The sequence below is a fragment of the Candidatus Microthrix subdominans genome (genome assembly GCA_016719385.1).
Lineage (GTDB): Bacteria > Actinomycetota > Acidimicrobiia > Acidimicrobiales > Microtrichaceae > Microthrix > Microthrix subdominans.
In genome coordinates this window covers 167463-193202 of record JADJZA010000006.1, presented here as the reverse complement: position 1 = coordinate 193202, position 25740 = coordinate 167463, and the positions used below count along the sequence as shown (strand labels likewise).

At 67.9% G+C, this 25740-nt stretch carries 26 protein-coding genes; 12 read left to right on the top strand and 14 right to left on the bottom strand.

All coding sequences use genetic code 11. The annotated features are described in order from the left end of the window. Window position 1: 1 nt before the first annotated feature. From IPN02_09030 to dnaA, 5 genes are all read right to left on the bottom strand, one after another. On the bottom strand, window positions 2-2002 hold the full coding sequence (locus tag IPN02_09030) for a DNA gyrase subunit B (GenBank protein MBK9296966.1): 2001 nt from the start codon (window positions 2000-2002) through the stop codon (window positions 2-4). Window positions 2003-2137: 135 nt separating this feature from the next. After that, on the bottom strand, window positions 2138-2497 hold the full coding sequence (locus tag IPN02_09025) for a DUF721 domain-containing protein (GenBank protein ID MBK9296965.1): 360 nt from the start codon (window positions 2495-2497) through the stop codon (window positions 2138-2140). Then, entirely contained in the window at window positions 2494-3609 is a 1116-nt protein-coding gene (locus tag IPN02_09020; protein MBK9296964.1) for a DNA replication/repair protein RecF, read from the bottom strand. Before IPN02_09020 ends, IPN02_09025 begins: the two co-directional genes overlap by 4 nt. Window positions 3610-3630: 21 nt before the next feature. Next, window positions 3631-4725 carry a DNA polymerase III subunit beta gene (dnaN, locus tag IPN02_09015; protein MBK9296963.1) on the bottom strand — a complete coding sequence of 365 codons (1095 nt, stop codon included), beginning with the start codon at window positions 4723-4725 and terminating at the stop codon, window positions 3631-3633. A gap of 232 nt (window positions 4726-4957) precedes the next feature. After that, entirely contained in the window at window positions 4958-6430 is a 1473-nt protein-coding gene (gene dnaA / locus IPN02_09010) for a chromosomal replication initiator protein DnaA (protein ID MBK9296962.1), read from the bottom strand. A gap of 341 nt (window positions 6431-6771) precedes the next feature. Here dnaA and rpmH point away from each other — a divergent pair, with 341 nt between their 5' ends. From rpmH to IPN02_08965, 9 genes are all read left to right on the top strand, one after another. After that, complete coding sequence (gene rpmH, locus IPN02_09005) at window positions 6772-6906, top strand: 50S ribosomal protein L34 (GenBank protein ID MBK9296961.1); 135 nt, start codon at window positions 6772-6774, stop codon at window positions 6904-6906. Then, the gene (gene rnpA, locus IPN02_09000; GenBank protein MBK9296960.1) at window positions 6903-7232 is read left to right on the top strand and encodes a ribonuclease P protein component; all 330 of its coding nucleotides are present in this window, start codon (window positions 6903-6905) and stop codon (window positions 7230-7232) included. The genes rpmH and rnpA overlap by 4 nt, the downstream gene beginning before the upstream one ends. Beyond that, window positions 7232-7531 carry a membrane protein insertion efficiency factor YidD gene (gene yidD / locus IPN02_08995; protein MBK9296959.1) on the top strand — a complete coding sequence of 100 codons (300 nt, stop codon included), beginning with the start codon at window positions 7232-7234 and terminating at the stop codon, window positions 7529-7531. The genes rnpA and yidD overlap by 1 nt, the downstream gene beginning before the upstream one ends. Continuing rightward, window positions 7524-8690, top strand: coding sequence for a YidC/Oxa1 family membrane protein insertase (locus IPN02_08990; GenBank protein ID MBK9296958.1), 1167 nt, complete (start codon window positions 7524-7526; stop codon window positions 8688-8690). The genes yidD and IPN02_08990 overlap by 8 nt, the downstream gene beginning before the upstream one ends. Window positions 8691-8692: 2 nt before the next feature. Beyond that, window positions 8693-9592: a Jag N-terminal domain-containing protein gene (locus IPN02_08985; GenBank protein ID MBK9296957.1), complete on the top strand. Its 900-nt coding sequence runs from the start codon at window positions 8693-8695 to the stop codon at window positions 9590-9592. 141 nt (window positions 9593-9733) lie between these two features. Then, window positions 9734-10870, top strand: coding sequence for a hypothetical protein (locus IPN02_08980; GenBank protein MBK9296956.1), 1137 nt, complete (start codon window positions 9734-9736; stop codon window positions 10868-10870). 43 nt (window positions 10871-10913) lie between these two features. After that, a complete protein-coding gene (locus IPN02_08975) occupies window positions 10914-12050 on the top strand; it encodes a hypothetical protein (protein ID MBK9296955.1) in 1137 nt (378 codons plus the stop codon). 260 nt (window positions 12051-12310) lie between these two features. Continuing rightward, entirely contained in the window at window positions 12311-13162 is an 852-nt protein-coding gene (locus IPN02_08970) for a ParA family protein (GenBank protein ID MBK9296954.1), read from the top strand. Further along, the gene (locus IPN02_08965; protein MBK9296953.1) at window positions 13149-14129 is read left to right on the top strand and encodes a ParB/RepB/Spo0J family partition protein; all 981 of its coding nucleotides are present in this window, start codon (window positions 13149-13151) and stop codon (window positions 14127-14129) included. The genes IPN02_08970 and IPN02_08965 overlap by 14 nt, the downstream gene beginning before the upstream one ends. 80 nt (window positions 14130-14209) lie before the next feature. On the opposite strand, the gene trxA is transcribed toward IPN02_08965, so the two are convergent. From trxA to IPN02_08925, 8 genes are all read right to left on the bottom strand, one after another. Continuing rightward, window positions 14210-14536, bottom strand: coding sequence for a thioredoxin (trxA, locus tag IPN02_08960; GenBank protein ID MBK9296952.1), 327 nt, complete (start codon window positions 14534-14536; stop codon window positions 14210-14212). A gap of 80 nt (window positions 14537-14616) precedes the next feature. After that, a complete protein-coding gene (gene trxB, locus IPN02_08955; GenBank protein ID MBK9296951.1) occupies window positions 14617-15582 on the bottom strand; it encodes a thioredoxin-disulfide reductase in 966 nt (321 codons plus the stop codon). Then, window positions 15579-15932 (bottom strand): hypothetical protein, encoded by a 354-nt coding sequence (locus IPN02_08950; protein MBK9296950.1) that lies wholly within the window; start codon window positions 15930-15932, stop codon window positions 15579-15581. Before IPN02_08950 ends, trxB begins: the two co-directional genes overlap by 4 nt. A 61-nt stretch (window positions 15933-15993) precedes the next feature. Further along, on the bottom strand, window positions 15994-16521 hold the full coding sequence (locus IPN02_08945) for a hypothetical protein (GenBank protein MBK9296949.1): 528 nt from the start codon (window positions 16519-16521) through the stop codon (window positions 15994-15996). Next, the gene (locus tag IPN02_08940) at window positions 16518-17168 is read right to left on the bottom strand and encodes a sigma-70 family RNA polymerase sigma factor (protein ID MBK9296948.1); all 651 of its coding nucleotides are present in this window, start codon (window positions 17166-17168) and stop codon (window positions 16518-16520) included. Before IPN02_08940 ends, IPN02_08945 begins: the two co-directional genes overlap by 4 nt. Further along, window positions 17165-18703, bottom strand: a complete 1539-nt coding sequence (locus tag IPN02_08935) for a serine/threonine protein kinase (protein MBK9296947.1) — start codon at window positions 18701-18703, stop codon at window positions 17165-17167. Before IPN02_08935 ends, IPN02_08940 begins: the two co-directional genes overlap by 4 nt. Window positions 18704-18744: 41 nt before the next feature. After that, window positions 18745-20919, bottom strand: coding sequence for a hypothetical protein (locus IPN02_08930; protein ID MBK9296946.1), 2175 nt, complete (start codon window positions 20917-20919; stop codon window positions 18745-18747). Between the two features lie 44 nt (window positions 20920-20963). Continuing rightward, window positions 20964-21698, bottom strand: a complete 735-nt coding sequence (locus IPN02_08925; GenBank protein ID MBK9296945.1) for a GNAT family N-acetyltransferase — start codon at window positions 21696-21698, stop codon at window positions 20964-20966. A gap of 107 nt (window positions 21699-21805) precedes the next feature. On the opposite strand from IPN02_08925, the gene IPN02_08920 reads away from it, so the two are divergent. Both IPN02_08920 and IPN02_08915 read left to right on the top strand, forming a co-directional pair. Further along, a complete protein-coding gene (locus tag IPN02_08920; protein ID MBK9296944.1) occupies window positions 21806-22846 on the top strand; it encodes a histone deacetylase in 1041 nt (346 codons plus the stop codon). Window positions 22847-22901: 55 nt separating this feature from the next. Next, complete coding sequence (locus IPN02_08915; GenBank protein MBK9296943.1) at window positions 22902-24284, top strand: CCA tRNA nucleotidyltransferase; 1383 nt, start codon at window positions 22902-22904, stop codon at window positions 24282-24284. 81 nt (window positions 24285-24365) lie between these two features. Here IPN02_08915 and IPN02_08910 read toward each other — a convergent pair whose 3' ends face one another. Then, window positions 24366-25184, bottom strand: a complete 819-nt coding sequence (locus tag IPN02_08910; protein ID MBK9296942.1) for a methyltransferase domain-containing protein — start codon at window positions 25182-25184, stop codon at window positions 24366-24368. Between the two features lie 72 nt (window positions 25185-25256). On the opposite strand from IPN02_08910, the gene IPN02_08905 reads away from it, so the two are divergent. Next, window positions 25257-25655 carry a DUF5318 family protein gene (locus IPN02_08905; protein ID MBK9296941.1) on the top strand — a complete coding sequence of 133 codons (399 nt, stop codon included), beginning with the start codon at window positions 25257-25259 and terminating at the stop codon, window positions 25653-25655. Window positions 25656-25740: the final 85 nt, after the last annotated feature.

Genomic DNA, 25740 nt, shown 5'->3' with positions numbered 1-25740 from the left:
ATCAGATATCGAGAAAGCGGACGTCGTTGGCGTTGGTCTGGATGAAGTGCTTGCGGCTCTCGACGCTCTCGCCCATCAGCACCGAGAACACCTGATCGGCGATGGCCGCCTGCTGTGCGGTCACCTGCAACAGCGTGCGGCGCTCGGGGTCCATCGTCGTTGCCCACAGCTCGTCGGCATCCATCTCGCCCAGGCCCTTCAGCCGGGCAAAGTCCTCGGAGTGCTTTGGGCGCCCGACGAGGAACTGTCGGCGTGCCTCATCGTCCTTGAGGTACACCGTCTCCTTGCCGACCTTGGTCGAGTACAGCGGCGGCTGGGCGATAAACACCCGGCCGGCCTCGACCAGCGGCTTCATTTGACGGAAGAAAAACGTGAGCAGCAGGGTTCGAATGTGGCTGCCGTCGACGTCGGCGTCGGCCATCAGCACGACCTTGCCGTAGCGGATCAGCGAGAGGTCGAACTCCTCGCCCATCCCGGCGCCCACCGCCTGGATCAGCGACGTGACCTCGGCGTTGCGCAGCATGCGATCCGGGCGGGCGCGCTCGACGTTGAGGATCTTGCCGCGAATGGGCAGGATCGCCATCGTCGCGGGGTCGCGGGCGTCCTTGGCCGAACCACCCGCGGAGTTGCCCTCGACGATGTACAGCTCGCACTCATCGGGGTTCTTCGACGAACAGTCGGCCAGCTTGCCGGGCAGCCCGGCGCCGTCGAGTGCCGACTTGCGGCGGGTGGCCTCACGCGCCGAGCGGGCCGCCTCGCGGGCCCGGGACGCTGCGACCGCCTTGGCGACGATACGCCGGGCCTCGTTGGGGTGCTCTTCGAGCCACTCCCCCAGCCGGTCGTTGGTCGCCCGCTCCACCATCGAGCGCACCGGCACGTTGCCCAGCTTGGACTTGGTCTGACCCTCAAACTGCGGATCGGCCAGCTTCACCGAGATGATCGCCGTCAGCCCCTCGCGAATGTCCTCGCCCTGAAGGTTGGTGTCCTTGTCCTTCAGGTGACCCTTCTCGCGCGAGTAACGGTTGAGCGTGTTGGTGAGGGCCTTCTTGAAGCCCTCCTCGTGCATGCCGCCTTCGATCGTGTTGATGCCGTTGGCAAAGCTGTGCATGCCGTCGGAGTTGTAGCCCGAGTTCCATTGGAACGCGACCTCCAGCTGCATCGGGGCGCCGGCCGCCTCCTCACTCCAGTCGTAGCTCCCCACTTCCTCGAACAGTGTTTCTTTCGACGAGTTGATGTGAACGATGAAGTCCTGGACGCCGTTCTCATAACAAAAAACGGTGTGTTCGGGCTCGTCACCGCGCTCGTCGGAAAAGGAGATCGTCAAACCGGCGTTGAGAAACGCCATCATCTGCAGACGTTCCATCAGCGTCTGGCTTCGAAACGTGACGTCATCGAAGATCGTCGGGTCGGGCCAGAACCGCACCGTGGTGCCGCTCGGCCGGTCGATCCCGTCGGTGCTCGCCGGCGTGGGGCCCACCTGGCGCAATGGCTGATCGGGCGTCCCGCCGTCGCGGTAGCTCATCGACCAGCGCTCGCCCCCCCGGTCGATGTCGACCTCGGTACGCGCCGACAACGCGTTGACCACCGAGATGCCCACGCCGTGAAGGCCACCGGACACCTTGTAGCCGCCGCCGCCGAACTTTCCTCCGGCGTGCAACACGGTGATGGCCACCTCGGCGGCCGACATGCCCGGGTACTTCGGGTGCGGATCGGTGGGGATGCCCCGGCCGTTGTCGACCACCTGGCAGCAGCCGTCGGCCCCAAGGGTGACCTCGATGTGATCGGCATAACCGGCCATCGCCTCGTCGACCGAGTTGTCAACCACCTCGTAGACCAAGTGATGCAAACCACTCGGGCCAGTGGAACCGATGTACATGCCCGGTCGTTTACGGACCGCCTCCAAGCCCTCGAGTACCTGAATCTGATCGGCGCCGTACGTGCTGGTTTCAACTGTCACGTGGGTGACCTCTGTGGGTGCGAAAGAGGGGTATATGGATCGAATGACAACGCTTGCCGTTAAAGAACACACAGGATGTGGATAACCATGTGGAAACAATGTGGCTGTCACACCATCCGGCCGCTGGGGCCGGCGATCATCATAGCCCATCGTGAAGGTCCCGCCGACCGGTTGACCCGCTCAGCGCCCGTCTGGGGCCCCCGGGGCGCCCTCCCCGGGGGCCCCACCAGATCGACCCTCGGAAGTAACACGCACCCGTACGGTGGCGACGACGTCGTCCCCGACCAGTCGATTGAGCGTCCCGGCCAGCTCGCGGCTGATCAGGTTGAGCTCCTCGGCCACCACGGGATCGGTGGTACTCACCACCAGCTCGCCGGACACCAGCTCGCTCGGCCAACACCAGCCGGCGAGGCGAGATCCCACGATGGTGGCCCACTTGGTTCGAATCACCTCGTGGGCGTCGACCGACGGCCGTCCGAGGTGGGCCAGCACCGCATCGAGCGAGTTGGACACGTGGCGCGATGAACGGCGGGGCCTCATCGCCAGCTCACCTCGCCGGCACCGACCACTTCGAGCACGGCCGACGGCGAGATCTCGTCGGGCAGGTCGGCGGCGGTGGTCAGCAGGGTCTGACCGGCGGGCACCGCCCGCAACAGCGCCGAGCGCCGCTGAGCGTCCAGCTCGGAGAGTACGTCGTCGAGCACGAGGATCGGCGGGGTGCCGTAGCGGTCGGTCAACAACCGGTGAACCGCCAGGCGCAACGACAAGGCCAGGCTGCGCTGCTCACCCTGGGAAGCATGGGTGCGCGCCGCCATCTGCTCCAGATCGATCTGGAGCTCGTCTCGGTGCGGCCCAACGAGCGTGACGCCCCGCCGCAGCTCGTCGCGACGGGCCTGCTCGAGCGCCACCTCCAGCCCGGCTGCGCGCCAGGGCGCTTCGTAGGTGAGCGTGACGTCGCAGGTGACGCCGGCGAGCTCCTCGTAGGCGGCGCTCACCAACGGCGACAGCTCGGCGCACAGGCTGGCCCGCTCGTCGCCCAGCCGGGTGCCGCGATCGACCAGCTGGGCGTTCCACACCTCCAGCGTCAGCTTGGCCGCCTCGTCGAGCGAACCCTTGGACTGGCGCAGCAACGCGTTGCGCTGGCGCAGCACCTTGTCGTAGTCCGCCCGAACGGTGTCGAGCCGGGGATCACGAGCGACCAACGCGTCGTCGAGCAGGCCCCGCCGCTCCGAAGGGCCGCCCTTGATCAGCACCAGGTCGTCAGGGGAAAACACGGTGACCCGCCCGACGCCGGCCACGTCCCGACGCCGCGCACCCGACTGCCGGTTGAGCAACACCCGGCCCCGGCCGCGCGCCGAGATCTCGCTCTCGATCAGCGCCCGGCGGGCTTCACCGCTCGCCTGCCAGGCACCATCGGGGCCCGGCTCCTCCAGCTCGGCGCGCACCACCGCTGCCTCGGCCCCCCGGCGCACCAGGGCCTCGTTGGGGACGCCGCGCACGCTGGTCAGCAGCAACGGCCAAGCCACCGCCTCGACCAGGTTGGTCTTGCCGATGCCATTTGGGCCCACCACGGCGGTCAATCCGATCGGCAGATCGAGCGTCAGCTCCTCGTAGGTGCGGAACTGACGCAGCTCCAGGCGGCGAAGAAACATGTGGCGGCCGGCCCCGCCGGCTCAGGACACGCGTACGGGCATCAGCAGGTACAGGAAGTCGTCGGCCTCCGAGCCGCGCAGCACCGCCGGCTTGTTGTCGCCGATCGTCTCCACCCGAACCTCGTCGCCGCGGGCGGCGTCCAGGCCATCGAGCAGGTAGTCCGGGTTGAAGGCGATCGTCAGGCCCTCGCCCTCGAAGCTGACGTCGAGCTGCTCGGAGGCATGACCGACGTCCTGGGTGACCGCCACCAACTCGAGCGCGTTGTGGGTCATCTCCAGCCGAACCGGGGTCGATTCGCGAGCCATCAACTTCACGCGGCGGACGGCGTCGATCAGCGCCTGCCGATCGACGGTGAGCGTGTTGGCCTGGGTATCGGGGATCAGGCCGCGGTAGTTGGGGAAATCGCCGGTGATCAGCCGGGTGGTGACCCGTACCCCGCCGATGCGAAACGTGGCGTCCTGGGCGCCGAGCACCAGGGTGACCTCGCTGGCATCGCCAAGCGAGCGGATCACCTCGGCAAGGGCGCGCGACGGCACCAACACCGACTGGCCATCCTCGAGCACCGACTGGCCGGCCAGGTCCCTCACCGCCAAGCGGTAGCTGTCGGTGGCCACCAGGCGCAGCCCGTCGCCCTCGGCGGCCAACTGCACGCCGGTGAGGATCAAGCGGTTGTCGTCGTTGGACGCGGCCGGCACCACCTGACGCAGCCCGTCGGCGAGCGCTGCCGCCGACAGGGTGACCGAATCGGCGGTCGGCTCGGCGATCTGGGGGTACTCCTCGGGGGGAATCACGTTGACCGAGAACTCCGAGCGGCCCCCGGTGATCGTCGCCTCGTCGGCCTCGACGGTGACGTTGACCGCCCCGGGCTCGAGGGCCCGGACGATGTCGGCCAGCAGGCGGGCGGGAATCACGGCCACACCGTCGTCGCCACCGGCCACCTCGATCTCGGCGGTGACGGTGAGGTCGAGATCGGATCCGGTGACCTCGAGATGGTCGCCCTCCAAGCGCAGGCGAAGGCCGGCGAGCACCGGCAGCGCACCGCCGCGTCCTGAGGTTGCTCGACCGGCACTGCCGACCGCGTCTGCCAGCACATCGCGTTCACATCGGAACTTCACGGTTCGCCTACTCCTTCTGCTGTGATGAGATGACTACTCCAGGTAGGTGAAGTAGTAGGGCCTGTGGATTGTGGAGAACCTAGCCCAAAGCCTTGTGTTTGCTGGGGAGACGCGTCCACCGTTCGTCCACTGCGATCCCCAGGCGCGCCGGGGTCGGCGCGGTCGCTGTGGGGACGGCCGGCCGGATGTCCCCAGGCCGAGGGCGGTGTGCCCACAGCCCCGTCCCCAGGGGTCATAACCCGTTCTTGATCTTCTGGATCAGCGACTGAACGTCCTGATAGATCTGCGGGCGCTCGGCCATCAGCGCCTTGATCTTCTCGAAGGCATGGATGACCGTCGTGTGATCCCGGCCCCCGTAGATCTTGGCGATCTGCGGGTAGGACAGCTCGGTGAGCTCCCGGAACAGGTACATGCCAACCTGCCGGGCGGTCACCAGCGGACGACGACGGCTCTTCGACTTCAGCTCCTCGATGCTGAACCCGTAGAACTCGGCGGTCGCCTCGAGGATGCGGTCAGGGGTGACGATGCGCCCCCCGCCGGCCGAGAGGTCGCCGAGCACCTGCCGGGCGCTCTCCATCGTCACCGGTGTGCGGGTGAGGTTGGCGTACGCGGTGACCCGGTTGAGGGCGCCCTCGAGCTCGCGGATGTTGTTGGTGATGTTGGTGACGATGAACTCGAGCACCTCGGCGGGCAGGGGGAACTCGGACTGCTCAGACTTCTTGCGCACGATGGCCAGGCGGGTTTCGAAGTCCGGCGGCTGAATGTCGGTGATCAGGCCCATCTTGAAGCGGCTGCGGAGGCGGTCCTCCAGCGTGGCGATCGAGTCCGGCGGGCGGTCGGAGCTCAACACGATCTGACGGTTGGCCTCATACAGCGTGTTGAAGGTGTGGAAGAACTCCTCCTGAAGCTGTTCCTTGCCCTCCATGAACTGGATGTCGTCCACCAACAGCACGTCGTTTTCGCGATAGCGGCGCTTGAAGTCGGGTTGCTGGTTGTTGCGGATGGCGTCGACGAACTCGTTGAGCAGTTCCTCGGTCGACAGGTAGCGCACCCGGTAGGAGGGGTAGTTCTCCGACACGTAGTGGGCGATCGCCTGGAGCAGATGGGTTTTGCCCAGCCCGGCCGAGCCGTAGACGAAGAGCGGGTTGTAGGAGCGGGCCGGCGTCTCGGCAACCGAGAGCGCAGCGGCCTGAGCGAAGCGGTTGGATGGGCCGGTGACGAACGAAGCGAACGTGTATCGGTTGTTCAGCCCACCGGCGCGCAGGTTGCCGGGAGCGCTGTCCACCCCTGCGCCGGGCGTCGGGGAGACGTTCGCTTGGCCGGGCCCCGCCGGTCGGTTCATGCCCGACTGTTGACCGGACCCACCGGTCTCCGGCGGGCCGGGGTGGGGAGGCTCGTGGTGGTTGGAGTCGGGGTCGACCTCGACCGCCAGGTCCACCCCTTCCATGCCCAGGTCGGCGATCACGCCCATCAGAAGCGGACGGAAGCGATTGTCGATGCGATCCCGCAGCACCAGGCTGGGTGCCACGATCGTCAGGGTTACCCCGTCGAAATCGACGGCGCGCACCTCACTGAAGGTGGTACGCCACACCACGTTGGACACCTGGTGTGTCACGCCGCGGGCGACGGCTTCCCAGACCGATGTGGCTTCATCCTCCATGGAGCGGCGTTTCACCTCAGACTTTGTCCACAAGGCAGTCCACATACTGTGGATGAGCCGTCATGGACGACAAACTGGCGAGATTCTCGAGTTGTTCTGCGGCTCGTGACGTGTGACCGCCAAGACGGACTGGCCGCTTCGTGTCAAGGGCGTCCCGTAGCTGCGGACCGGAGCGACGACCGTACCATCAGCATGTGAACGGCTCCACCCCCGGCCTGGTATTCCGGCCAATGAGGCCGCGGGTTGCCTAGGGGTGCGGGCGACCCGTAACGTTGAAGGTCCCTGTGTCGTCTCGGCGCAGACGGCCATTCCCATCCCCATACAGGCCGGCCCAGTCGGCACCGCCCCCAGCAAGCTTGTCCGGGGCACCATTCAGGAGGATCCAGGTGAAGCGCACCTACCAACCAAAGACGCGCCGTCGTGCGCGTCGTCACGGCTTTCGTCATCGCATGTCCGAACGTTCGGGTCGCTCCATCGTGAAGGCCCGGCGGCGCAAGGGCCGCGCACGCCTGTCGGCCTGACGTGGCGTCTTACCGGTCGCCAAGCCTTTCGGTCACTGCGTCAGGCGGGGCGGAAGGGTCACAGCGGACCGGTCACGGTGATCGCAGCCCCATCGGACGCAGCGCGTCCACGGGTGGCCTTCGCCCTCGGTCGCAAGCTGGGTCCGGCGGTGACGCGAAACCTGATCCGGCGCCGGCTTCGCCATCTGCTGGCGAGCCTGGAACAGGGTGGGGAGCTGCCGACGATGGACTACCTGATCATCGGATCCCCCGGCATTGCGACGCTGACCTTCGAGCAACTCCGAGCCCACCTGAGTCGGGCGATCGCGGCAGCCACCCGTCGGTGATGGCTCGTCTTCTCGGCCGGATGGTCCACGCCTACCAGGTGATGACCGACGGCCGACCCTCCCCCTGCCGATATGTGCCCAGCTGTTCGTCCTACGCTGCAGAGGCGCTGGAGACCCACGGAGCCCTGCGTGGTGGGTCGATGGCCGTCCGCCGCATCTGTCGCTGTCACCCCTGGAGTTCCAGCGGCTGGGACCCGGTTCCCGACGCTTCGGGACACCAGGCCCCGGAGCCACAGCTCGGTGATTCTCAGCCGTCCGCTATCCCCCGCTCACGAAACGACGTGAAACCAGATGCCTGACCTGCTTGGTCCCTTCTCCCCGCTGTTCGAGTTCTTCGGCTCCATCGTGGCCGCCATCTACAGCGTGATCCCCTCGTTTGGGATGTCGATCGTGTTGTTCACCGTGCTCGTGATGCTCATCGTCACGCCGCTCACGGTGAAGAGCACCAAATCGATGCTGCAGATGCAGCGACTCCAGCCCGAACTCAAACAGATTCAGGCCAAGTACAAGGGCGACCGGGAGCGCCTCAACACCGAGTTGATGGTGTTCTATAAGGAAAACAACATCAGCCCGGTCGGTGGCTGCCTCCCCGTGTTGGCCCAGGCGCCCGTGTTCATCGTGATGTACCACCTGATCCGTGGTCTGACGAACCGTTTGGGTGGGCCCTCCGCCGGTGTCGGTCACATCGCCGAGCAGGTAGCCAACAACACGTCGCCCCTGACGTCCTGGGTGTTCACCGACCAGACCTTCAACCCCGAGCACGTCAACACGGCCACGGCGTTCTATAAGACCCTGAGCACTCAGAACACGATGCCGTTCTTCAACCGGGTGTTCACGCTCGACCTGGCGAAGACGCCGGCCGAGGCCTGGGCCCAGGGCTTCGTGTCGTTTGCGCCCTACCTGGTGTTGTTGATTCTGATCCTGGTCATCCAGGTGATCCAGAACCGTCAGATCCAGGCCCGCAACCCGGCGGCAAACGCCAACCCTACCCAGGCGATGATCCTCAAGGTCATGCCGTTCGTGTTGCCGGTGTTCGCCTTCAACTTCGCCGGTGCTCTGGCCGTGTACTGGGGCGTGCAGGGGCTGATGCGGATCGGCACCCAGAGCTACATCACCAAGGAGCTCTACGGGAAGGACGGCCCCGGCGTGCATCATGTGCCGGGCAAGGGCAAGGGACATCTCACCGAGGCCGAAGCCGACGCCAAGGCGAAGAAGAAGGCCCCCAACCCCCGCAGCGAGAGCGCCAAGGCCAAGTCGAACGGCTCCAAGCCCGCTGTGGCGGGCCGGCCTACCAAGTCGGGTACGGCCCCCAAGGGCCGCACGCGTAACACACCCAGCCGAGCGAAGAGCGGTAGCGCTCGACGGACCTCGGCAACCACATCTGGTGGGAAAAGCACAACCGGCGGCACAGGCCGCCGATCAGGAGACCCCCGCTCAGGGGACGAACAAGGGAAGTAGCTATGGAGTGGATCGAACTGACCGGCAAGACGATCGAGGAGGCCCGTGATCAGGCTCTCGACAAGCTGGGTGTGCACGAATCGGAGGCGGAGATCGAGGTGCTCGAGCACCCGAGCGTCTCGATGTTTGGCCGTGTGAAGTCGATGGCCCGCATTCGTGCCCGTGTCGCCCCGGTGGCGGCTCCGGCGAAGGAAGAGCGTCGTCGCAAGGGTGGATCGCGCAACGACGGTGGCGCGAAGGCGCCGGCCAAGCAGGCCCAGGCCAAGCAGAGCCCAACGTCAGCTCCGGCCGAGCAGAGCGACACCGCCGCCGGTCAGACCGGTGGCGGATCCGGCAGCGGCCGCAGCGACAGTGGACGCTCCGGCGGCCAGCGTCGTCAGCGCCCCGCCGGCCGGGACCGCGACACAGCGACCACAGACGACGGGCCCACGCCCGACCCGATGACGGCCGACGAGGTGGCCTCCACCGTCGAAGAGTTCCTCGGTGGGCTCATGTCCGCCGCAGGGCAGACCGTCACCACCAGCAGCGAGATCGACGGTGACCGTGTCGATGTGACGGTGGCCGGTGATGATCTCGGCGTGATGGTGGGCCATCGCGGCGCCACTGCCGACGCGGTGCTCGAGCTGTCCAAGGCCGTGATGCTGAAGGTGGCAAAGGGTGGCACCGAGGTGCGCCTTGGTGTCGACGTCGCCGGTTACAAGGGCCTGCGACGCGAAGCGCTCGAGGGCTTCGGTGGTGACCTGGCCCGCCAGGTGGCCGAGTCCGGCGATGCGCTGGTGCTGGAGCCGATGGGTTCGATCGACCGCAAGATCGTGCACGACGCCGTCAACGCCGTCGACGGCGTTCGCACCGAGTCCGAGGGCCAGGGCCGTGACCGCCGCGTGGTGATCCGCCCGGCCTGATCGGCACCCACAAGTTCAGAGTACGAAGCGATGCCCCGGTCACCGTGCCGGGGCATCGTCGCGTTTCACGTGAAACATCCCGCGGCAGGGTATTAGGATCCGCTGACGGCCCCGATGGGTGTCCGACAAGGGGGAGCAATCATGCGTGTTCGCTTGTTCGCAGTGGTCCTGGCGACGGTCTTTCTGGTTGTTGGGTGCACCGGTCAACCCCCTGCCGGTCCGGTCGTTGGGATCTCCGCCGGCGGCAACCACACGTGTGTCGTGCGCGGCAATGGCACGGTGGCCTGTTGGGGCGACAACGCCGCCGGCTGGCTCGGCGACGGCACGACGACCGGATCGAGCGTGCCCGTCGGAGTCGTCGGCATCACCGACGCCATCGCCGTCACCAACAGCGACTATCAGTCGTGTGCGCTCCACGCCGATGGGCGGGTGTCCTGTTGGGGTTTCAACGGCCAGGGTCAGCTCGGTAACGGCACGACGACCGCCTCGAGCGTGCCCGTCCCGGTCACCGGCGTCACCAACGCCACCGCCGTGGCCATCGGCAACACCCATTCGTGTGCGCTGCTCGCTGACGGCGGGGTGTCGTGCTGGGGCTATAACGTCAACGGCGAGCTCGGCAACGGCACGACCGTCCCCCTCTCCACCGTTCCCGTCCCGGTCACCGGCATCACCAACGCCACCGCCTTGGCCGCAAACGCCTTTCACTCGTGCGCCGTGCTCGCCGACGGCGGGGTGGAGTGTTGGGGGGGCAACAACTACGGCCAGCTGGGCAACGGCACGAGTCTCCAGTCCAATGTGCCGGTTGCGGTCACCGGTCTCACCGACGCCACCGACCTCGCCGTCGGTTACTACCACTCGTGTGCGATCGTAGGTGGCGGCGGGGCGGCCTGTTGGGGGCAGGGTGGTTACGGCCAACTCGGCGACGGCGTGCGGCCCTCGTTCGCGCTGGTGCCGGTTGCGGTCAGCGGCATGACCGACGCGACCGCCCTGATCGCCGGCGATCGGCACACCTGCGCGATCCTGGGCAATGGTGACATGTCGTGTTGGGGGTCCAACTGGTTCGGGCAGCTGGGCAACGGCACAAACGACGAATCGATCGCGCCCATCGCCGTCCCAGGGATCACCGGAGTCACGGACCTGGCGGCGGGCACCGGCCACACGTGCGTCATTGTCGACGACGAAGCCGCGTCCTGTTGGGGGTACAACGCCTCTGGTCAATTGGGTAACGGCACCACCATGTCGTCGAACGTTCCTGTCCCGGTTCCAGGGTTGTCCTGATGGTGTTCACTTCGCTGGGTGACGTCTGACAAGGGGAGCAATTATGCGTGTCCGTTGGTTCATGGCGGTCCTGGCGACCGTTCTTCTGGTTGTTGGGTGCACCGGTTCGCCCCCTCCCGAGCCGATCATCGCCGTCGCTGCTGGTGGCGACCATTCGTGTGCACTGCGTGGTGATGGCACCGTGTCGTGTTGGGGCGAGAACTTCACTGGGGCGCTCGGAGACGGTACGACCACCGATTCGAGGGTGCCCGTCGCAGTGATTGGCATTGCCAATGCCACCGCCATCGCGGCCAGCAACTTCCAGACGTGTGCGCTACTCGCTGACGGTGGGGTGTCGTGTTGGGGTTTCAACGGCGAGGGTCAGCTGGGTAACGGCACGACGACCGATTCGAGCGTGCCCGTCCTGGTCACCGGCATCACCGATGCCACCGCCGTGGCCATCGGCAACTCCCACTCGTGTGCGCTGCTCGCTGACGGCGGGGTCTCCTGCTGGGGGCGCAACGACTACGGCCTTCTCGGCGACGGCACGACCATCGACTCGAGCGTGCCCATCCCGGTCACCGGCATCACCGACGCCACCGCCATCGCCTCACACGGCTATCACTCGTGTGCGCTGCTCGCCGACGGCGGGGTGTCGTGTTGGGGGATCAACCAATGGGGTCAGCTCGGCAACGGCACGGCCTCCTGGTTCTCCAATGTGCCGGTTGAGGTCAGCGGTCTCAGCAATGCCACCGGGCTGGCCGTCGGCTACGCCCACGCGTGCGCGATCGTGGATGGCGGCGGAGCGGTCTGTTGGGGGCAGGGTGGTTACGGCCAACTCGGCGACGGCGTGCGGCCCTCGTACGCGTTGGTGCCGGTTGCGGTCGCCGGCATGACCGACGCGACCGCCCTGATCGCCGGCGATCGGCACACCTGCGCGATCCTGGGCAATGGTGACATGTCGTGTTGGGGGTCCAACTGGTTCGGGCAGCTGGGCAACGGCACAAACGACGAATCGATCGCGCCCATCGCCGTCCCAGGGATCACCGGAGTCACGGACCTGGCGGCGGGCACCGGCCACACGTGCGTCATTGTCGACGACGAAGCCGTGTCCTGTTGGGGGTACAACTATTTTGGTCAGTTGGGTAACGGCACCACCATGTCATCGAACGTTCCTGTCCCGGTTCCAGGGTTCTCCTAAGTTGACCGAGGATCGGTTCGGCGACCGATCGTGCGTTTCACGTGAAACCATCAAGACCGGGCTCGCCCGTACGCCCGAGTGGCATCGCCCCAGGAGGCGTTTCGGTTTCACGTGGAACGTTTCGCTGAACGCAGCCCGTCCGCCGTCATTATCTGGGTGGGATGCACCAGCATTCATCAGGGATGCCGTAACCTCAGGAGCGATCGGTTGAACTTGAGGCGGAGACCGGTTCGACCACGACAGGCATTGAGCCGAGAAGGATGGCCAGCGTGAGCGAGGAAGTACTCGACCATCGCCAAGTTGAGGTCAACGCAACGGACGGGCGTGCTGCCGAGCCGACGCAGACGCCGCGTGTCATCGCCATCGCCAATCAGAAAGGCGGCGTGGGCAAGACCACGACCACGGTCAACTTGGGAGCGACGCTCGCCGAGTTGGACCTGCGGGTGTTGGTGGTCGACCTCGACCCTCAGGGAAACGCCTCGACCGGACTCGGGCTGGACAGCCGAACGGTCGACGTGTCGATGTACGACGTGCTGTTGCACGACCAGCCGATGGAGGACTGCATCGAGCCCACCTCGGTGAAGGGCCTGTTCGTCGCACCCTCCAACCTCGATCTCGCGGGCGCCGAGATCGAGCTCGTTCCGGCCTTCAGCCGAGAGCAGCGGTTGAAGCGAGCCATCGACTCGGTGGTCGACCGCTTCGACTACGTGCTGATCGACTGCCCACCTTCGCTGGGGCTGCTCACGGTCAACGCCTTCGCCGCCGCTTCGGAGGTGCTGGTGCCGATCCAATGCGAGTACTACGCACTGGAGGGGTTGGGACAGTTGATCCGCAATATCGACCAGGTTCAGCGCAACCTGCACCCCGATCTGAAGCTTGGCAACCTGGTGCTGACGATGTACGACGGCCGGACCCGCCTGTCCGACGAGGTCGCAACTCAGGTGCGCGAGCACTTCGGCGACAAGGTGTGCCGCAATGTCATCCCCCGGAGCGTTCGCCTGTCGGAGGCACCCTCCTACGGCATGCCGATCACGCTGTTCGATACGTCTTCCCGTGCCGCCGTGGCCTATCGGGAACTGGCCAGGGAGGTTCATGAACGTGGGGCGCCGTAGTGCATTGGGACGGGGACTGGATTCCCTGATTCCGCCGATGGAAGAAGCCGAACCCTCAACAGACGCCGAGGTGGTGTCCGATGCTGGTTCCGCTTCCGTTCCGCAGGGGGTGCAGGAGGTACCCCTCGACGACATCCGAGCCAACCCGTACCAACCGCGCGTGGACTTTGATGATGAGGCACTTGGTGGGTTGGCCGCCTCGATCGAGGCGCTTGGCGTGCTCCAACCGCTGCTGGTGCGGCCGGCAGATCACGGGACCTATCACCTCATCGCCGGCGAGCGACGCTGGCGGGCGGCACGTCGCGCCGGACTGAGTACCGTGCCGGTGCTCGTGCGCCACGGCGACGACCAAGCCGCGCTGGAAGAGGCGCTGGTCGAGAACCTGCACCGGGAAGACCTCAACCCGTTGGAGGAAGCGGTCGGCATCCAGCAGTTGATGGATGAGTTTGGGTTGTCACACTCGGCCGCCGCAGCCCGGTTGGGGCGCAGCCGACCGGCGGTCACCAACCTGTTGCGCCTGCTTCAGTTGCCCGCCGAGATCCAGCGGCTCGTCCGGGACGGAGCGCTCAGTGCCGGGGCGGCGCGAGCGGTGCTGTCGCTGCCCGACGAGCCATCGCAGACGTCGGTGGCCCAGCGCGCCGTCGACGAGGAACTGTCGGTGCGGGCGGTTGAGGAACTGGTGCGGGCGCGCCACGATCTGGCCGAGCGGGTCCCAAGCGGTCGGGGGCGTCCACGGCCCAACTCGCCCGCTACCGACCATCGCCAGAACGGGTCGACGACCAACGAGCCCGACCTTGCACCGGAGGATCGTCCCGCCGGCGTGCTCGAGCTGGAACAGTTGCTGTCCGACCGGCTGTCGACGTCGGTGGCGGTCGAACTCTCCGCCAAGAGAGGGCGCATCCTGGTCGAGTTTGCCGACCTGGACGACCTGGAGCGGCTTTACCGGATCGTGATCGGCGACGAGTAACCCAGGTCGTCCTCCACAGCTGTGGATAACCCTGTGGTCTCTTCGGGGACAACGACCGAAACAGTGGGCAACCCAGGTGGTTACAGGTAGCTGGCGAGCTTGTCTTCCAGCTGTGGCTTGCCCATGGCGCCGGTGATGCGCAGGTCGGGCTCGCCGCCGGAGAAGACGATCATGGTGGGGATGCCCTGAATGCCGAAGCGCATGGCCAGGGTCTGCTCGGAGTCGACGTCCACCTTGGCGATGCGGATCTTGCCGGCATGCTCTTGGGCGATCTCCTCAAGCACAGGAGCGATCATCTTGCACGGCCCGCACCATTCGGCCCAGAAGTCCACCAACACAGGCGTGTCGCTACCAGCGACCTCTTCGGTGAAGTTTGCCTGGGTGAGATGAGTGATTCCTGCAGCCATCGGTCCTCTTTCAGATTGGGGGTTTCCAAGATGGGGTCGCCCTGTGTAACCGGCGCGTCACCCTTGGCATTCCCCGGGGGTCACTCTCCCCGGGTCTCCAGCCAGCGCTCGGCGTCGATCGCTGCCATGCAACCGCTTCCTGCGGCGGTGATCGCCTGGCGGTACGTCTCGTCCTGAACGTCGCCGCAGGCAAACACGCCTTCGACCGACGTGCGGGTTCCGTCGGCGACGGTCTCGATGTAGCCGTCGTCGTCGGTGGCCAGCTGGCCGAGGAACAGGTCGGTGTTTGGACGGTGACCGATGGCGACGAAGAATCCGGCCATCGGCACGGTGGAGACAGCGTCGGTGGTGAGGTCACGAAGCTTGACCGCCTCGAGCGTCTCGTCACCGACCAGGTCCTCGACCACCGTGTTCCACATGAACTTGATCTTGGGGTGTTCCATGGCGCGCTCGGCCATGATCTTGGAGGCGCGCAGCTCGTCGCGACGGTGGATCACCGTGACCGAGCCTGCCATGCGTGCGAGGAAGAGGGCCTCCTCCATCGCCGAGTCGCCTCCGCCGACCACAGCGACGTCGCGGCCTCGGAAGAAAAACCCGTCACAGGTGGCACACGTCGACACGCCGCGTCCCATCAGGTCCCATTCGGCGTCGATCCCGAGCATCAACGCCTGTGCTCCGGTGGACACGATGACGGCATCGGCGGTGTAGGTGGGCTCGGGGGCATCGGGGTCGCCGACCCACAGGCGGTGTGGCGGGCCGGACAGGTCGACCCTGGTGATCTTTGCGGTGATGATCTCGGTGCCGAAGTGCTTGGCCTGTTCGCGCATGGCGAGCATCAGCTCCGGGCCCTGCACCTGGTTGGGAAAGCCGGGAAAGTTCTCGACCTCGGTGGTCAGCATCAACTGGCCGCCCGGCTGATCCGAGGTCGAGGACGGCTCACCCTCGACGAGCAACGGTTGCAGCTGGGCCCGGGAGGTGTAGATGCCTGCGGTGAGACCGGCGGGACCCGAGCCGATGATGAGGACCTTGCGATGAATGATGCTCATTTCGACCGTTTCGACCAGAGGAGGGCCCCGGCGATGACGAAGACCGCGCCAAGGATGAGGTAGGGAGCCCAGACGCCACTTGGGATGAAGGCATCCAACACCCGAACCAGCAAAACGAGCGTCAACACGAGGAGGGGCAGCGCGAGGACTGCGACGATCACTCCATAGACGACGTACTTGGCCAACGCCTGCGCCGGGGTGACCGTGCGGTCGCGCACCCGATCGACCCCGTCGACGATCAGGTCGGCGATCTGGTCGGCCCAGTGGGCATCGGTGCCGTCGGCGGACGGCTGAGGGGTGGTAGCACCCGTGGTGACGGGTTTGGATGTGGTGGCAGACGGCTTGGCCATGATCCCAGCCTACGAGGAGTTGGGGACCCGGTGCCTACCGTGGGGCCGAACGGCCCGCCGCTCACCGCGCGCACACGTCCACACCCAGGCGTGCGGTCAGCTCGCACAGCCACTCGGGAAGCGTTGCGAGGGCCTGGGCGGCGGCCTCGGGTGCGGCTTCGGCTGCGGGTTCGGCGCCGCCCGCTTTGGTCTGATCGGCTACGCCGCGTTCCGCCCGGGCAGCCTCGTCGGCGTTGGTGGCGCCCCCTTCGGCCTGGTCGCTGGCCTCGCTGGTCATCTGTTCTCCGGAGCCACCGATCACCTGAGCGGCGAGGGCGCCGCCGGCGCCAAGGACCAGCAGGACCGCCGCAGCGGCCAGCCAGCGCTGCGGAGCGCTCCGACGTCGGCCCTTCGCCCGGCGACGACGGTCCAGGTCGTCACCACCCTCGGCTTCGGCAGCAACGTCGGCCTCACCTGCGGGGGTGAGGACGCCGTCGACGATCAGGTCGTCAAAGTGGGCCAAAGCGTCGGCGATGGCCCGCTCTCGGGCGCTGGCGTCGGGTTGCGGCGGGGTCCCGAGCCCGTTTGAGGGCCGTGTTCGATCGGTCATCGCAGCGACTCCCCGTAGAACCCCAGCTGTCGACGGGCCCGGGCGATCCGGCTGCGCACGGTGCCCACCGGGATCTCGAGCGCCTCGGCGATCTCGGCGTATTCCAGGGCGCCGTATTCGGCGAGCACCAGGGGGACCCGGAAGTCGTCGCTCAGGCCGGCCAGGGCGGCCTCGACCACTTGACGATCGACGACCCGCTGCGCCGGGTCGCCATGGTCGAGACTGCCCTCCGGGGCATCGGCACGTGGGTCCATTGGCTGCTTGGACGTTGCGCGCAGGGCTTCGAGTTCCCGCCGATGGGGATGCCGGGCGTCACCGCCACCCTCGATGGGATCGTGGGGTTGGGGCCGGCGTGCGCGCCGCCGCAGCTCGTCGAGTGCGGCGTTGACCGCGATGCGGTGGCTCCAGGTGCTGAAGCGGGCCCGGTGATCAAATCGGGCGAGGCCCCCCACGATCGACATGAGTGTCGCCTGGGTGGCGTCGTCGGCATCGCTTTGTCCGACCACGCCGCAACAGACCGCATGGAGCCGGTCGTGATGGCGGCGCAGCAGTCGCTCCATCGCCGCACGGTCTCCGGCCTGGGCCGATCGGACCAGGCCGGCATCGACCGCATGGTCGTCGGTGCGGCGGTCGGCGGCCGGGCTCACCCCTGGGTGACAAGGATCTCGGCCTCGTTGATCCGGACCGAATACGGCAGATCCTGGCCCGATTCGGCGTCGCCCAGGTCGGTGATCCACAACAGGACAACCTCGCCCTGTCTCGCCTGCAGGTTGAGCTCGACCGTCCCGGTGGTCACCGGACCAATCGAGGTTGCGACCACGTTGGCCTCGGGGTCGAAGTCCACCAGGTCCTGTTGGCGTTCGAGCACGTAGACATCGGCCGACCATCCCGTCGATGTGGTCGTGAGGTTGAGGCGTTCGATCTGAGCGGGCTTGACGACCCAGCCGATGCCGACGCCGGGCTTGTTACCCAGGTTGGCCGACCCGTAGCTCTCGGTGGACCAGAACGTCTCGTCGTTTTGATCGAAGCTGTTGGGGAGTTCGTCTGCGTGCTCGGCGTCGTCGCCGTTGGGATCGACATCCTGGGCTCCGATGATCTTGGCGACAGCGGGCGGCGCGTCGTCAGCGGGACCGATCAGGTCGGCCTGATCGCCGCCTCCGCTGAGCAGCGCATACGCAATCATCAGGGCCGATCCGACCAAGGCGATCACCAAGGCCGGCACCAGCCAGCGGCGCTCGGTGGAGAAGTTCGAGGTCTCGTTGGTCGGGGTCCGGTCGTCGCCACCCGGTTCGGCGACGGGCATCGCCTCCAGCGTGCCCAGATCGCCGGTGCCGGCCTCGAGCAGCGCCCGGCGCATCGACGCGGCGTCCTGGTAGCGGTCGTCGGGCTCCTTGGCCAGGGACTTCGCAATCACGCCGGCGGTCGCCCGAGGAACGGCGCTGCGCACGCGATGTGCGTTGGGTGGCGTCACGCGCAGCCGGGCCAGCGCCACGGCTGCGTCGCTGTCACCGGTGAAGGGCAGCGAGCCGGTCAGCGCCTCGTAGAGCACCAAGCCGAGCGCGTACAGGTCGGTTCGACCGTCCACTCCCAAGCCTTCCACCTGCTCTGGGGCCAGGTAGGCGGCGGTGCCCACCAGCGTGCCCTCCCGGGTCAGGCCGTCGCCGACGGCGGCCTTGGCGATGCCGAAATCGGCGATCTTCACCCTGCCGTCCCGGCACAACAAGATGTTGGCCGGTTTGATGTCGCGATGGACCAGGTGCGACCCATGGGCGGCAGCCAGGGCGTCGCACACCGAGGTGCCAATGTGCAGTGCATCGTCGGGGCTGAGGCGCTCGTGACGGTCGAGGTGACGCCGCAGGGTGGTGCCGTCGACCAGCTCCATGACGATCGCCTCGACCCCGTCGGCGGAGATCGTGTCGAAGATCGAAACGACGTTGGGATGGGCCAGGCGGGCCGCCGCGATCGCCTCGCGCCGGAAGCGGGTGACCGAGGTGTCGGTCGCCAGGTGGGGGTGGAGGATCTTGACCGCCACCCGGCGATCCAGGACCAGATCGGAGGCCTCCCACACCTGGGCCATGCCACCGGTGCCCACCTTGCGCTCCAGGCGATAGCGCTCGCCGAGCATCGTTCCCGCAGGATAATCGGCCGACGGGGACGGCGAGTCGGTGGCGTTCCCGGGCATGGGGGTGAAGGTTACTGGCCGAGCGGTGCTCGGCTGGGCCATCACTGGCCTTCGGCGTGACGCTTTGCTCGTGCGGTGCGGATCCACCACAGGGCCAACACGGCGAGGGACGCCACCGACAGCGTCACACCCACCCCCGAAAAGGCGCGCGAGCGAACCTGAAACTCCTGGCGTTCGATCACGTCGGATCCCGTCGGCGTCAGGACGTCGGCGGTGACGCTGAATACGCCCGAGGTGACGACCTCGACCGAGACCTCCGATGTGGAGGCGCCAGGTGGCAGCGTCAGCTCGATGCGTCCGTCAGGGTCGGCGTCGGTGAACTTCAGGCGGTCGGATTGAACGCGAAGCGAGACGGTGACGGGGTCGGCCAGTTCGTTGCGGAACCGAAAGGGAACCTTGCTTCGGCGGGCTGCGAGCGTGATCGTGGACAGGTCGCCCAGCGACACCGAGTCGAGCACCGCCTGGGCCCCGCCGCGGCCGGCCAACGCGTAGGCCTCGGACTCGTCGGGGGACAGGCCGAGGTGGGGCGCCACCAGCAGCTGGCGCTGTGCCAGCTCGGCCGCCTCGTTGCCCGGGTCGAGCGTTGACGCCGCGTTGACCGCCTGCTGACCCCGGTAGGTGGCGAACTCCAAGGCCCCGAACTGGGTGACGGTGGCGTTGCGCAGGACGACCTCCGACTCCTTGGGTGGCCCCCCGTTTGATCTCGAAGCGGAGCTGGCTCGACCGACCGCCTTGACGAGCCCGTCGGCGTCGACCGGGGCGAGCACGCCCGTCGCCTCGCTCAACGAGGCGACGAGCGCTCCGAGCTGCCCGTCGGCCAAGGAGTCGGGCACGCGCAGCGCCACGACGTCGAAGGGGCCGGTGGGCCGGTCGGCGTCGGACCCGTCGGTCGGGTCGCCGAGCCGTTCCTCGTTGGCCAGGGGCGCGGCGCTGAGCAGCGCCAGCTGCCGGGCCACCCCGACGGCATCCACCGTGGGGTTCGTGTCGGGGTCGGCATCCGATCGATCAGTCTCGGTTGTGAGGTCGAAGTCGCTCACCGTCAGCGCCGGCAGCGACGCCTTGACGCTGCCCGTGTTGGTGTCCTCGGGTTGCTCGGTCTGGCGCGTCCGACGGTCGGCGGCGTTCACCGTCGTGCCTTCCACCGACGTCGCAGCGCCGGGTTGGTCTCCAGAACGGACGACGTTGGGATCGAGGAGCACGGTCGTGGCGCCCCGGTCGGCGAGGAACCCGACTGTGGGCGCGGCCAGCGTCCAGTCCGGCGGAACGAGGGCATCGTTCACCTCGACGTCGAGCAGGTCGGACAGCCGCCGCTGCGCCACGTCGTAGCTGATCGTCAGCGCCGGATTCTGGGCGACGTCGGCGGCTGCCCACACCCCCAGGTTGAGGGGCACATACGGGGAGGACAACCAGGTGGCACGATCGGCCACTTTCGCCAGCCCGTCGACGACCTGTGCCTCCTCGGGGGACCCGGCGATGGCCAGGGTGTCGAGCAGTTCGGCCGGCAACGACACCGACAGCGCCGATGTGTCGGCATCGGCGGGCACGGTGGCGAGCTGTTCGGTCAGCGCTCTCAGCTCGGTCAGGTCGCCGGTCGAGGGCTTGGCGGCGCCGTCGAGTTGTAGCGAGGGTCCACCGGAGATCGTGCGAATCAGATGAACCAGGCGGGGACGATCGGTGGGGGAGCGACCGAGACGAATGAGTGGCAGCGTGACGGTGTCGAGCTCGTCGCCGTCCTGGAGCAGTCGGACGCTGACCGGATAGATGCCGGCGTCGGGCAGGAAGACCCGGTCGCTGTCGCCGGCCTTCGAGCGCACCGGGATGGTGACGGTGGCGTTGCGGCGACCGTCCCCCGGGGTGGAATCGGGCACTTGACCGCCGACCAGTCCGAGCTCGGCGATGGTGGCTCGTTGTTCGGATCGGAGTGGCGGGCCGGGCTCGCCGTCGAGCGCCGACTCGATCGCTTCGGTCGTGTTGGGGATGAGGCTGTGCACCGTCCAGGCCAGCTCGTCGGTGAGGCGGAGGTCGGCGGTATCGACGCCGAAGCTGAACGTCCCGTCGGCGGGGACGAAGGTCGACGTGTCGACGATGCGCAGCGGTGGCGCGGAGGGGGCGCGCCCGGCTACCCCGGTACCGGCCTGCGCCGCGGGGAGGGGGCCGGCGAGCAGGCCGAGGCCTAACCCCACTGCGAGGCCGACGCCCACCTTCAGACGCGCCATCAGGGGGCGTCGGCCGCATGGCCGGGGCACCGCCGGGCCGAGGTTCATCGGCCCGCCGCAGCGTCGTCGGGGCGATCGTCGAGCCACAGGCCCATCACGGTCAACGGCCGCGACCGGCGCTGGAACCCCAGCTTGTCGTACAGCTCGAGGGCGGCGGAGTTCGAGCGCTGAGTGTTGACGAAGGCCACCCCGGCCATGTGCGACTTGGCCCAGGCCAGGCCGTCGACGGTCAGCGCCCGGCCCAGGCCCACTCCCTGGTGGTCCGGGTCGACCGCCAGACGCTGGATGAAGGCTTCGGACCCGGACAGTCCGACCACGCTGTAGGCGATGACCGAGTGGTGATCCCTCACCAGCCGCCCGCGGGCCCGGGGCGTCGCCCCGAAGGCCTCATCGAGGCCGGCCGAGTCCAGCTGCCAGAATTGCTGGAAGGCGCGCTCGTCGACGGCGAGTACCTCGCTGCGGTAGCGGAGACGAAACGAGCGCACCCGGTAGGTCGGCGCAGTCGGCAGGGTGGCCAGGTCGTGGGCGAGCACGATCAGCTCCTCGACCGGCTCGAACCCATGCTGAACGAACGGATGGAGATCGTCGTCGTGGAGGGCGGCGGTCAAGATGCGCTCGAAGCCTCGTTCGGTTGCCTCGGCGACGCATCGACCCACGCCCGTGGTGGTGGGGTGTGCACCGCGGGCATCGATCGACAGGTGGGCGACAACACCCTCGCCACGCCAGGGGGTCACCCGAAAGCGTTCGCCGCGCCAGGCGAGTGTGGAGGATCGAGCCATGGCAGTCGCGAGGTTAGTGCTGGCTCCGCTACGGTGACCGCACCCGAACCCGGGAGGATCGACATGCCATCGCCGAGGCACCTGCGACGCAACCGATGGTTCATGCCGTGACGGTGCTGGTCGTCACCAGCGATCGCTTCGCCGCACACGACACCGGTCGTTGGCACCCGGAGCGTGCCGCCCGCCTGACGGCCACCGCTGCGGCGCTCCGCGATCCGGAGTTTGAGGGCGCCCTGAGGGTGATCGAGCCACGACCGGCGACCGACGCCGAGCTGATGCTGGTTCATAGTGCCGAGCACGTCGGACGCATCCGCGTGCTGGCCAACTCGGGAGGCGGCTCGATCGACGCCGACACGCCGCTGGTGGCGGCGTCGCTGCCAGCAGCGCTCGCCGCAGCGGGCTCTGGGCTGAGCGCGATCGAGACGCTGTCGGCCCAGCCTGCCGGGCCGCCCTCCCCCGAGCTGGACACCGCCTTCTGCGTGGTCCGGCCCCCAGGCCATCACGCCACCGCCACGACGGCGATGGGCTTCTGTCTGTTCAACAACGTGGCCGTGAGTGCAGCGGCGTTGGCAGCGCGCGGCGAGCGGGTGCTGATCGCCGACTTCGATGCCCATCACGGCAACGGCACCCAAGACATCTTCTACGGGCGCGACGACGTGATGATGGTGAGTTGGCACGAGTTCCCTCAGTATCCGGGATCCGGCAGGATCGAGGAGATGGGGGCGGGCCGGGGGCTGGGCACCACGCTCAACATCCCTCTGCCAAGCGGTGCCACCGTCGAGCATTACCTGGCGTCGCTCGAGGGCCCGGTCGGCGCAGCGATCGAGGCGTTTGCCCCCACGTGGGTGCTGATCTCGGCGGGCTACGACGGCCACCGGCGCGACCCCCTTTGCGGGCTGGCGTTGACCGACGCCGACTTCGGGGCACTCACCGGCGCATTGCTCGGCTGGTCGACGCCCGGCAGGCGCATGCTGTTCCTCGAGGGGGGCTACGACCTCGAGGCCCTGCGGGATTCGTTGCGCGCCACGCTCTCGACGATCACCGACGCCGGGCTCCCCCCGGTCGACCGGCCCTCCTGGGGCGGCCCGGGTGCCGAGGTCATCGCCAGCCTCGACGCGGCGCGCCGCCGCCTCGACCTGCCGGCCTGAGGCCCTGCGGCCCCGCCTGTCTGCAGCCCCGACAGCCTCTTGTAGCCTCGCTGCGGTGATCCCGACCCGACTGGCGTCCTTACTGGACAGCCTGCGCCCCCTGGCCGAGCGCTTCAGCGCCCGCGATCATCGCCTGTACCTCGTCGGCGGCTCGGTGCGCGACCTGCTCTTGGGCGGCGACCGCCTGCCCGAGGACCTCGACTTCACGACCGACGCCTCGCCCGAGCAGATCAAGGCGACGCTCGGCGGGTGGGCCGACGCCCTGTGGACCCAGGGCGAACGCTTCGGCACCATCGGGGCGATGGCCGCCGGGGTGACCGTGGAGATCACCACCCACCGGGCCGAGGTGTACCACCCGGAGAGCCGCAAGCCCGAGGTGACCTTCTCGGCCGACGTCGTCGACGATCTGGCCCGGCGCGACTTCACGGTCAACGCGATGGCACTCGAGGTCACCGGCACGGCGCCCGAGCTGATCGACCCCTTCGACGGTGCGGCCGACCTGGCCGCCTCGCGGCTGCGCACCCCGTCCGGGCCTCAGGTGTCCTTCGGGGAGGATCCGCTGCGCATGATGCGGGCGGCGCGCTTCATCGCCTCCCACCACCTGGTGCCCGATGACGACGTCGTCCAGGCGGTGCGCGACATGGCCGAGCGACTGTCGATCGTGTCCCCCGAACGCATCCGCGACGAGCTGAACAAGCTGGTGGTCGTTCCGGACCCCTCGCCCGGCCTGTGGTTTCTTCACGACACCGGTCTGGCCGCCCAGTTCTTTCCCGAGCTGCCGGCGCTGCGCGTCGAGCAGGACCCGATCCACCGCCACAAGGACGTGCTCGCCCACTCGATCGCGGTCGTCGCCAAGACTCAGCCCGAGCTGGTCGTGCGCCTGGCGGCGCTGTTTCACGACGTGGGCAAGCCGGACACCCGATCGTTCTCCTCGGGCAAGGTGAGCTTTCATCACCACGAGGTGGTCGGGGCCCGCATGACCAAGGCCCGCATGCGGTCCTTGAAGTACTCCAACGAGCTGGTGTCCGACGTCAGCCGGCTTGTCTACCTGCACCTGCGGTTCCACACCTACCAGATGGGCTGGACCGATTCGGCGGTGCGTCGCTTCGTGCGCGACGCCGGCCCGCTGCTCGACCGGCTGGTCGATCTCACCCGCTCGGACTGCACAACCCGCAACCAGCGCAAGGCCCAGGAGCTGTCGCGCCGCATGGACGCGCTCGAGGAGCGGATCGAGGTGCTGGCGGTCGAGGAGGAGCTGGCCGCCATCCGTCCGGATCTCGACGGCAAGGCGGTGATCGAGTTGCTCGGCATCGAACCGGGTCCGGTGGTCGGTCGTGCACTCAACCACCTGCTGGAGCTGCGCCTCGACGAGGGTCCCCTCGAACCCGAGCGGGCCGAGGCCGAGCTGCTCAAGTGGTGGGCCGACCAGAACGCCTGACGCCAGGCCCGATACTTCCGTAGTGGGGAGCCCAGAGCGCGCTCTGGCGGTCGTGCGGGCTCCCGAGTTCGGGGTTTGGCGTTATCCGCCGTCCTTGCGGCCCCGGAAGATCACGGTTTCGGGCAGCCAGCGGCGGGCGGGATGAAAGTGCTGGGAGTTGGCCGACCCGGGGACGGGGAAGGGCTCGGCGAGCGTATCGACCCGAAAGTTGGTGCGGGCCAGGGTGGTGAACACTTCGGAGATCGGGTGCAACAGCACCTCGCCCACCTCGCCGGCCACCCGCCAGTTGATCGTGTCCGCCGACGGATACGGGGTGGCGAGGACCGGCCGTTCGTAGTCGTCGGGCTCGGTGAGGTGCGCCACCGGATGAGGCAGCGACACCAGAAACACGCCGTCGGGCCGCAGCACCCGGTGCACCTGGCGAAACACCCGGCTGAGGTCGTGCTCCCGGGCCATCGCGTAGATCGACACGCACAGGTCGACGCTGTCCGCCCGGATGAACGCCAGGTCGGCGAGATCCGCCTGATGGAGTTCCACCCGAACCTCGGCCTCGTCGGCCAGCGCTCGCGTGCGCCGCAGCCGGGCGGTGGAGGGCTCGACCGCAATCACCCGGGCGCCGGCGCGGGCCATGGCGACGGTGCCGGCGCCACCGCCGATGCCCAGCTCGAGCACCCGGCGACCCTTGAGGTTGCCGAGCAGGCGTTGGTGGTTGGCGTGGTCGAGGTCGGGGCCGAGCTCGACCAGGTCGGTCTGCTGGCTCAGGCCGTGGGGAAAGCTGGTCGGCGGTAGCCCGGGGGCGGGCGCGTCAGGGGTCAGCAGCAACGGGCGGGGTCCAAGATTGCCGGCGGAGGGATGGCGGCGGGAGCGACGCAAGGCCGGGCGATTTTCGAGGCTGGACACGCTGCCAGTCTGACCCGCGCACCCCGGTGGTGTGGGCGATGGTGGGGGTCGCCACGGGTAGGTTGTCGGCCCATGGAGCAACTTTGGGCTCAGCTACCCGGGCGCACGACGCCCTCGGGTGAGGTGGATTACCGCATCTCGCGGCAGTCCACCCTGCGGAGCCTGGCCGCTGGTGAAGTCGAGCGCTCCGAGGTGTGCGACGCCCAGCGCGAGCTGATGCGGGTGGCCCTCGGCTGCTCGGAATCGGCCGACGGGGTCTGCCCGGTGTGCTCCTCATCCGACGGCCTGCGCCTGGTGCGCTACGTCTTCGGTCCACGGCTCGGGCCGGGTGGGCGGGCGGTGGCGTCGGCCAGGGAACTCAAGGCGATCGGACGTCGCAAGGGCGAGTTCCGGTGCTACGTCATCGAAGTGTGCACCGCCTGTGCGTGGAACCACCTGCTGCGCACCTTTCTCGTGCCGCAGCTGAGCTGACGGCGTGAACCTGTTGGGTTCACGCCGTCGGCAACCGTCTGCGGGAGGGTGACCGGGCCCGGTTTCTGAGTGTCCGACGGCACAT

What these genes read in the sequence shown, in the direction of transcription:
- IPN02_09025 (MBK9296965.1), bottom strand. Translation starts at nt 2,497, where the DNA reads ATGAGGCCCCGCCGTTCATCGCGCCACGTGTCCAACTCGCTCGATGCG.
- IPN02_09020 (MBK9296964.1), bottom strand. Translation starts at nt 3,609, where the DNA reads ATGTTTCTTCGCCGCCTGGAGCTGCGTCAGTTCCGCACCTACGAGGAG.
- dnaA (MBK9296962.1), bottom strand. Translation starts at nt 6,430, where the DNA reads ATGTGGACTGCCTTGTGGACAAAGTCTGAGGTGAAACGCCGCTCCATG.
- yidD (MBK9296959.1), top strand. Translation starts at nt 7,232, where the DNA reads ATGGCTCGTCTTCTCGGCCGGATGGTCCACGCCTACCAGGTGATGACC.
- IPN02_08990 (MBK9296958.1), top strand. Translation starts at nt 7,524, where the DNA reads ATGCCTGACCTGCTTGGTCCCTTCTCCCCGCTGTTCGAGTTCTTCGGC.
- IPN02_08985 (MBK9296957.1), top strand. Translation starts at nt 8,693, where the DNA reads ATGGAGTGGATCGAACTGACCGGCAAGACGATCGAGGAGGCCCGTGAT.
- IPN02_08980 (MBK9296956.1), top strand. Translation starts at nt 9,734, where the DNA reads ATGCGTGTTCGCTTGTTCGCAGTGGTCCTGGCGACGGTCTTTCTGGTT.
- IPN02_08975 (MBK9296955.1), top strand. Translation starts at nt 10,914, where the DNA reads ATGCGTGTCCGTTGGTTCATGGCGGTCCTGGCGACCGTTCTTCTGGTT.
- IPN02_08970 (MBK9296954.1), top strand. Translation starts at nt 12,311, where the DNA reads ATGGCCAGCGTGAGCGAGGAAGTACTCGACCATCGCCAAGTTGAGGTC.
- trxA (MBK9296952.1), bottom strand. Translation starts at nt 14,536, where the DNA reads ATGGCTGCAGGAATCACTCATCTCACCCAGGCAAACTTCACCGAAGAG.
- trxB (MBK9296951.1), bottom strand. Translation starts at nt 15,582, where the DNA reads ATGAGCATCATTCATCGCAAGGTCCTCATCATCGGCTCGGGTCCCGCC.
- IPN02_08950 (MBK9296950.1), bottom strand. Translation starts at nt 15,932, where the DNA reads ATGGCCAAGCCGTCTGCCACCACATCCAAACCCGTCACCACGGGTGCT.
- IPN02_08945 (MBK9296949.1), bottom strand. Translation starts at nt 16,521, where the DNA reads ATGACCGATCGAACACGGCCCTCAAACGGGCTCGGGACCCCGCCGCAA.
- IPN02_08935 (MBK9296947.1), bottom strand. Translation starts at nt 18,703, where the DNA reads ATGCCCGGGAACGCCACCGACTCGCCGTCCCCGTCGGCCGATTATCCT.
- IPN02_08930 (MBK9296946.1), bottom strand. Translation starts at nt 20,919, where the DNA reads ATGGCGCGTCTGAAGGTGGGCGTCGGCCTCGCAGTGGGGTTAGGCCTC.
- IPN02_08925 (MBK9296945.1), bottom strand. Translation starts at nt 21,698, where the DNA reads ATGGCTCGATCCTCCACACTCGCCTGGCGCGGCGAACGCTTTCGGGTG.
- IPN02_08905 (MBK9296941.1), top strand. Translation starts at nt 25,257, where the DNA reads ATGGAGCAACTTTGGGCTCAGCTACCCGGGCGCACGACGCCCTCGGGT.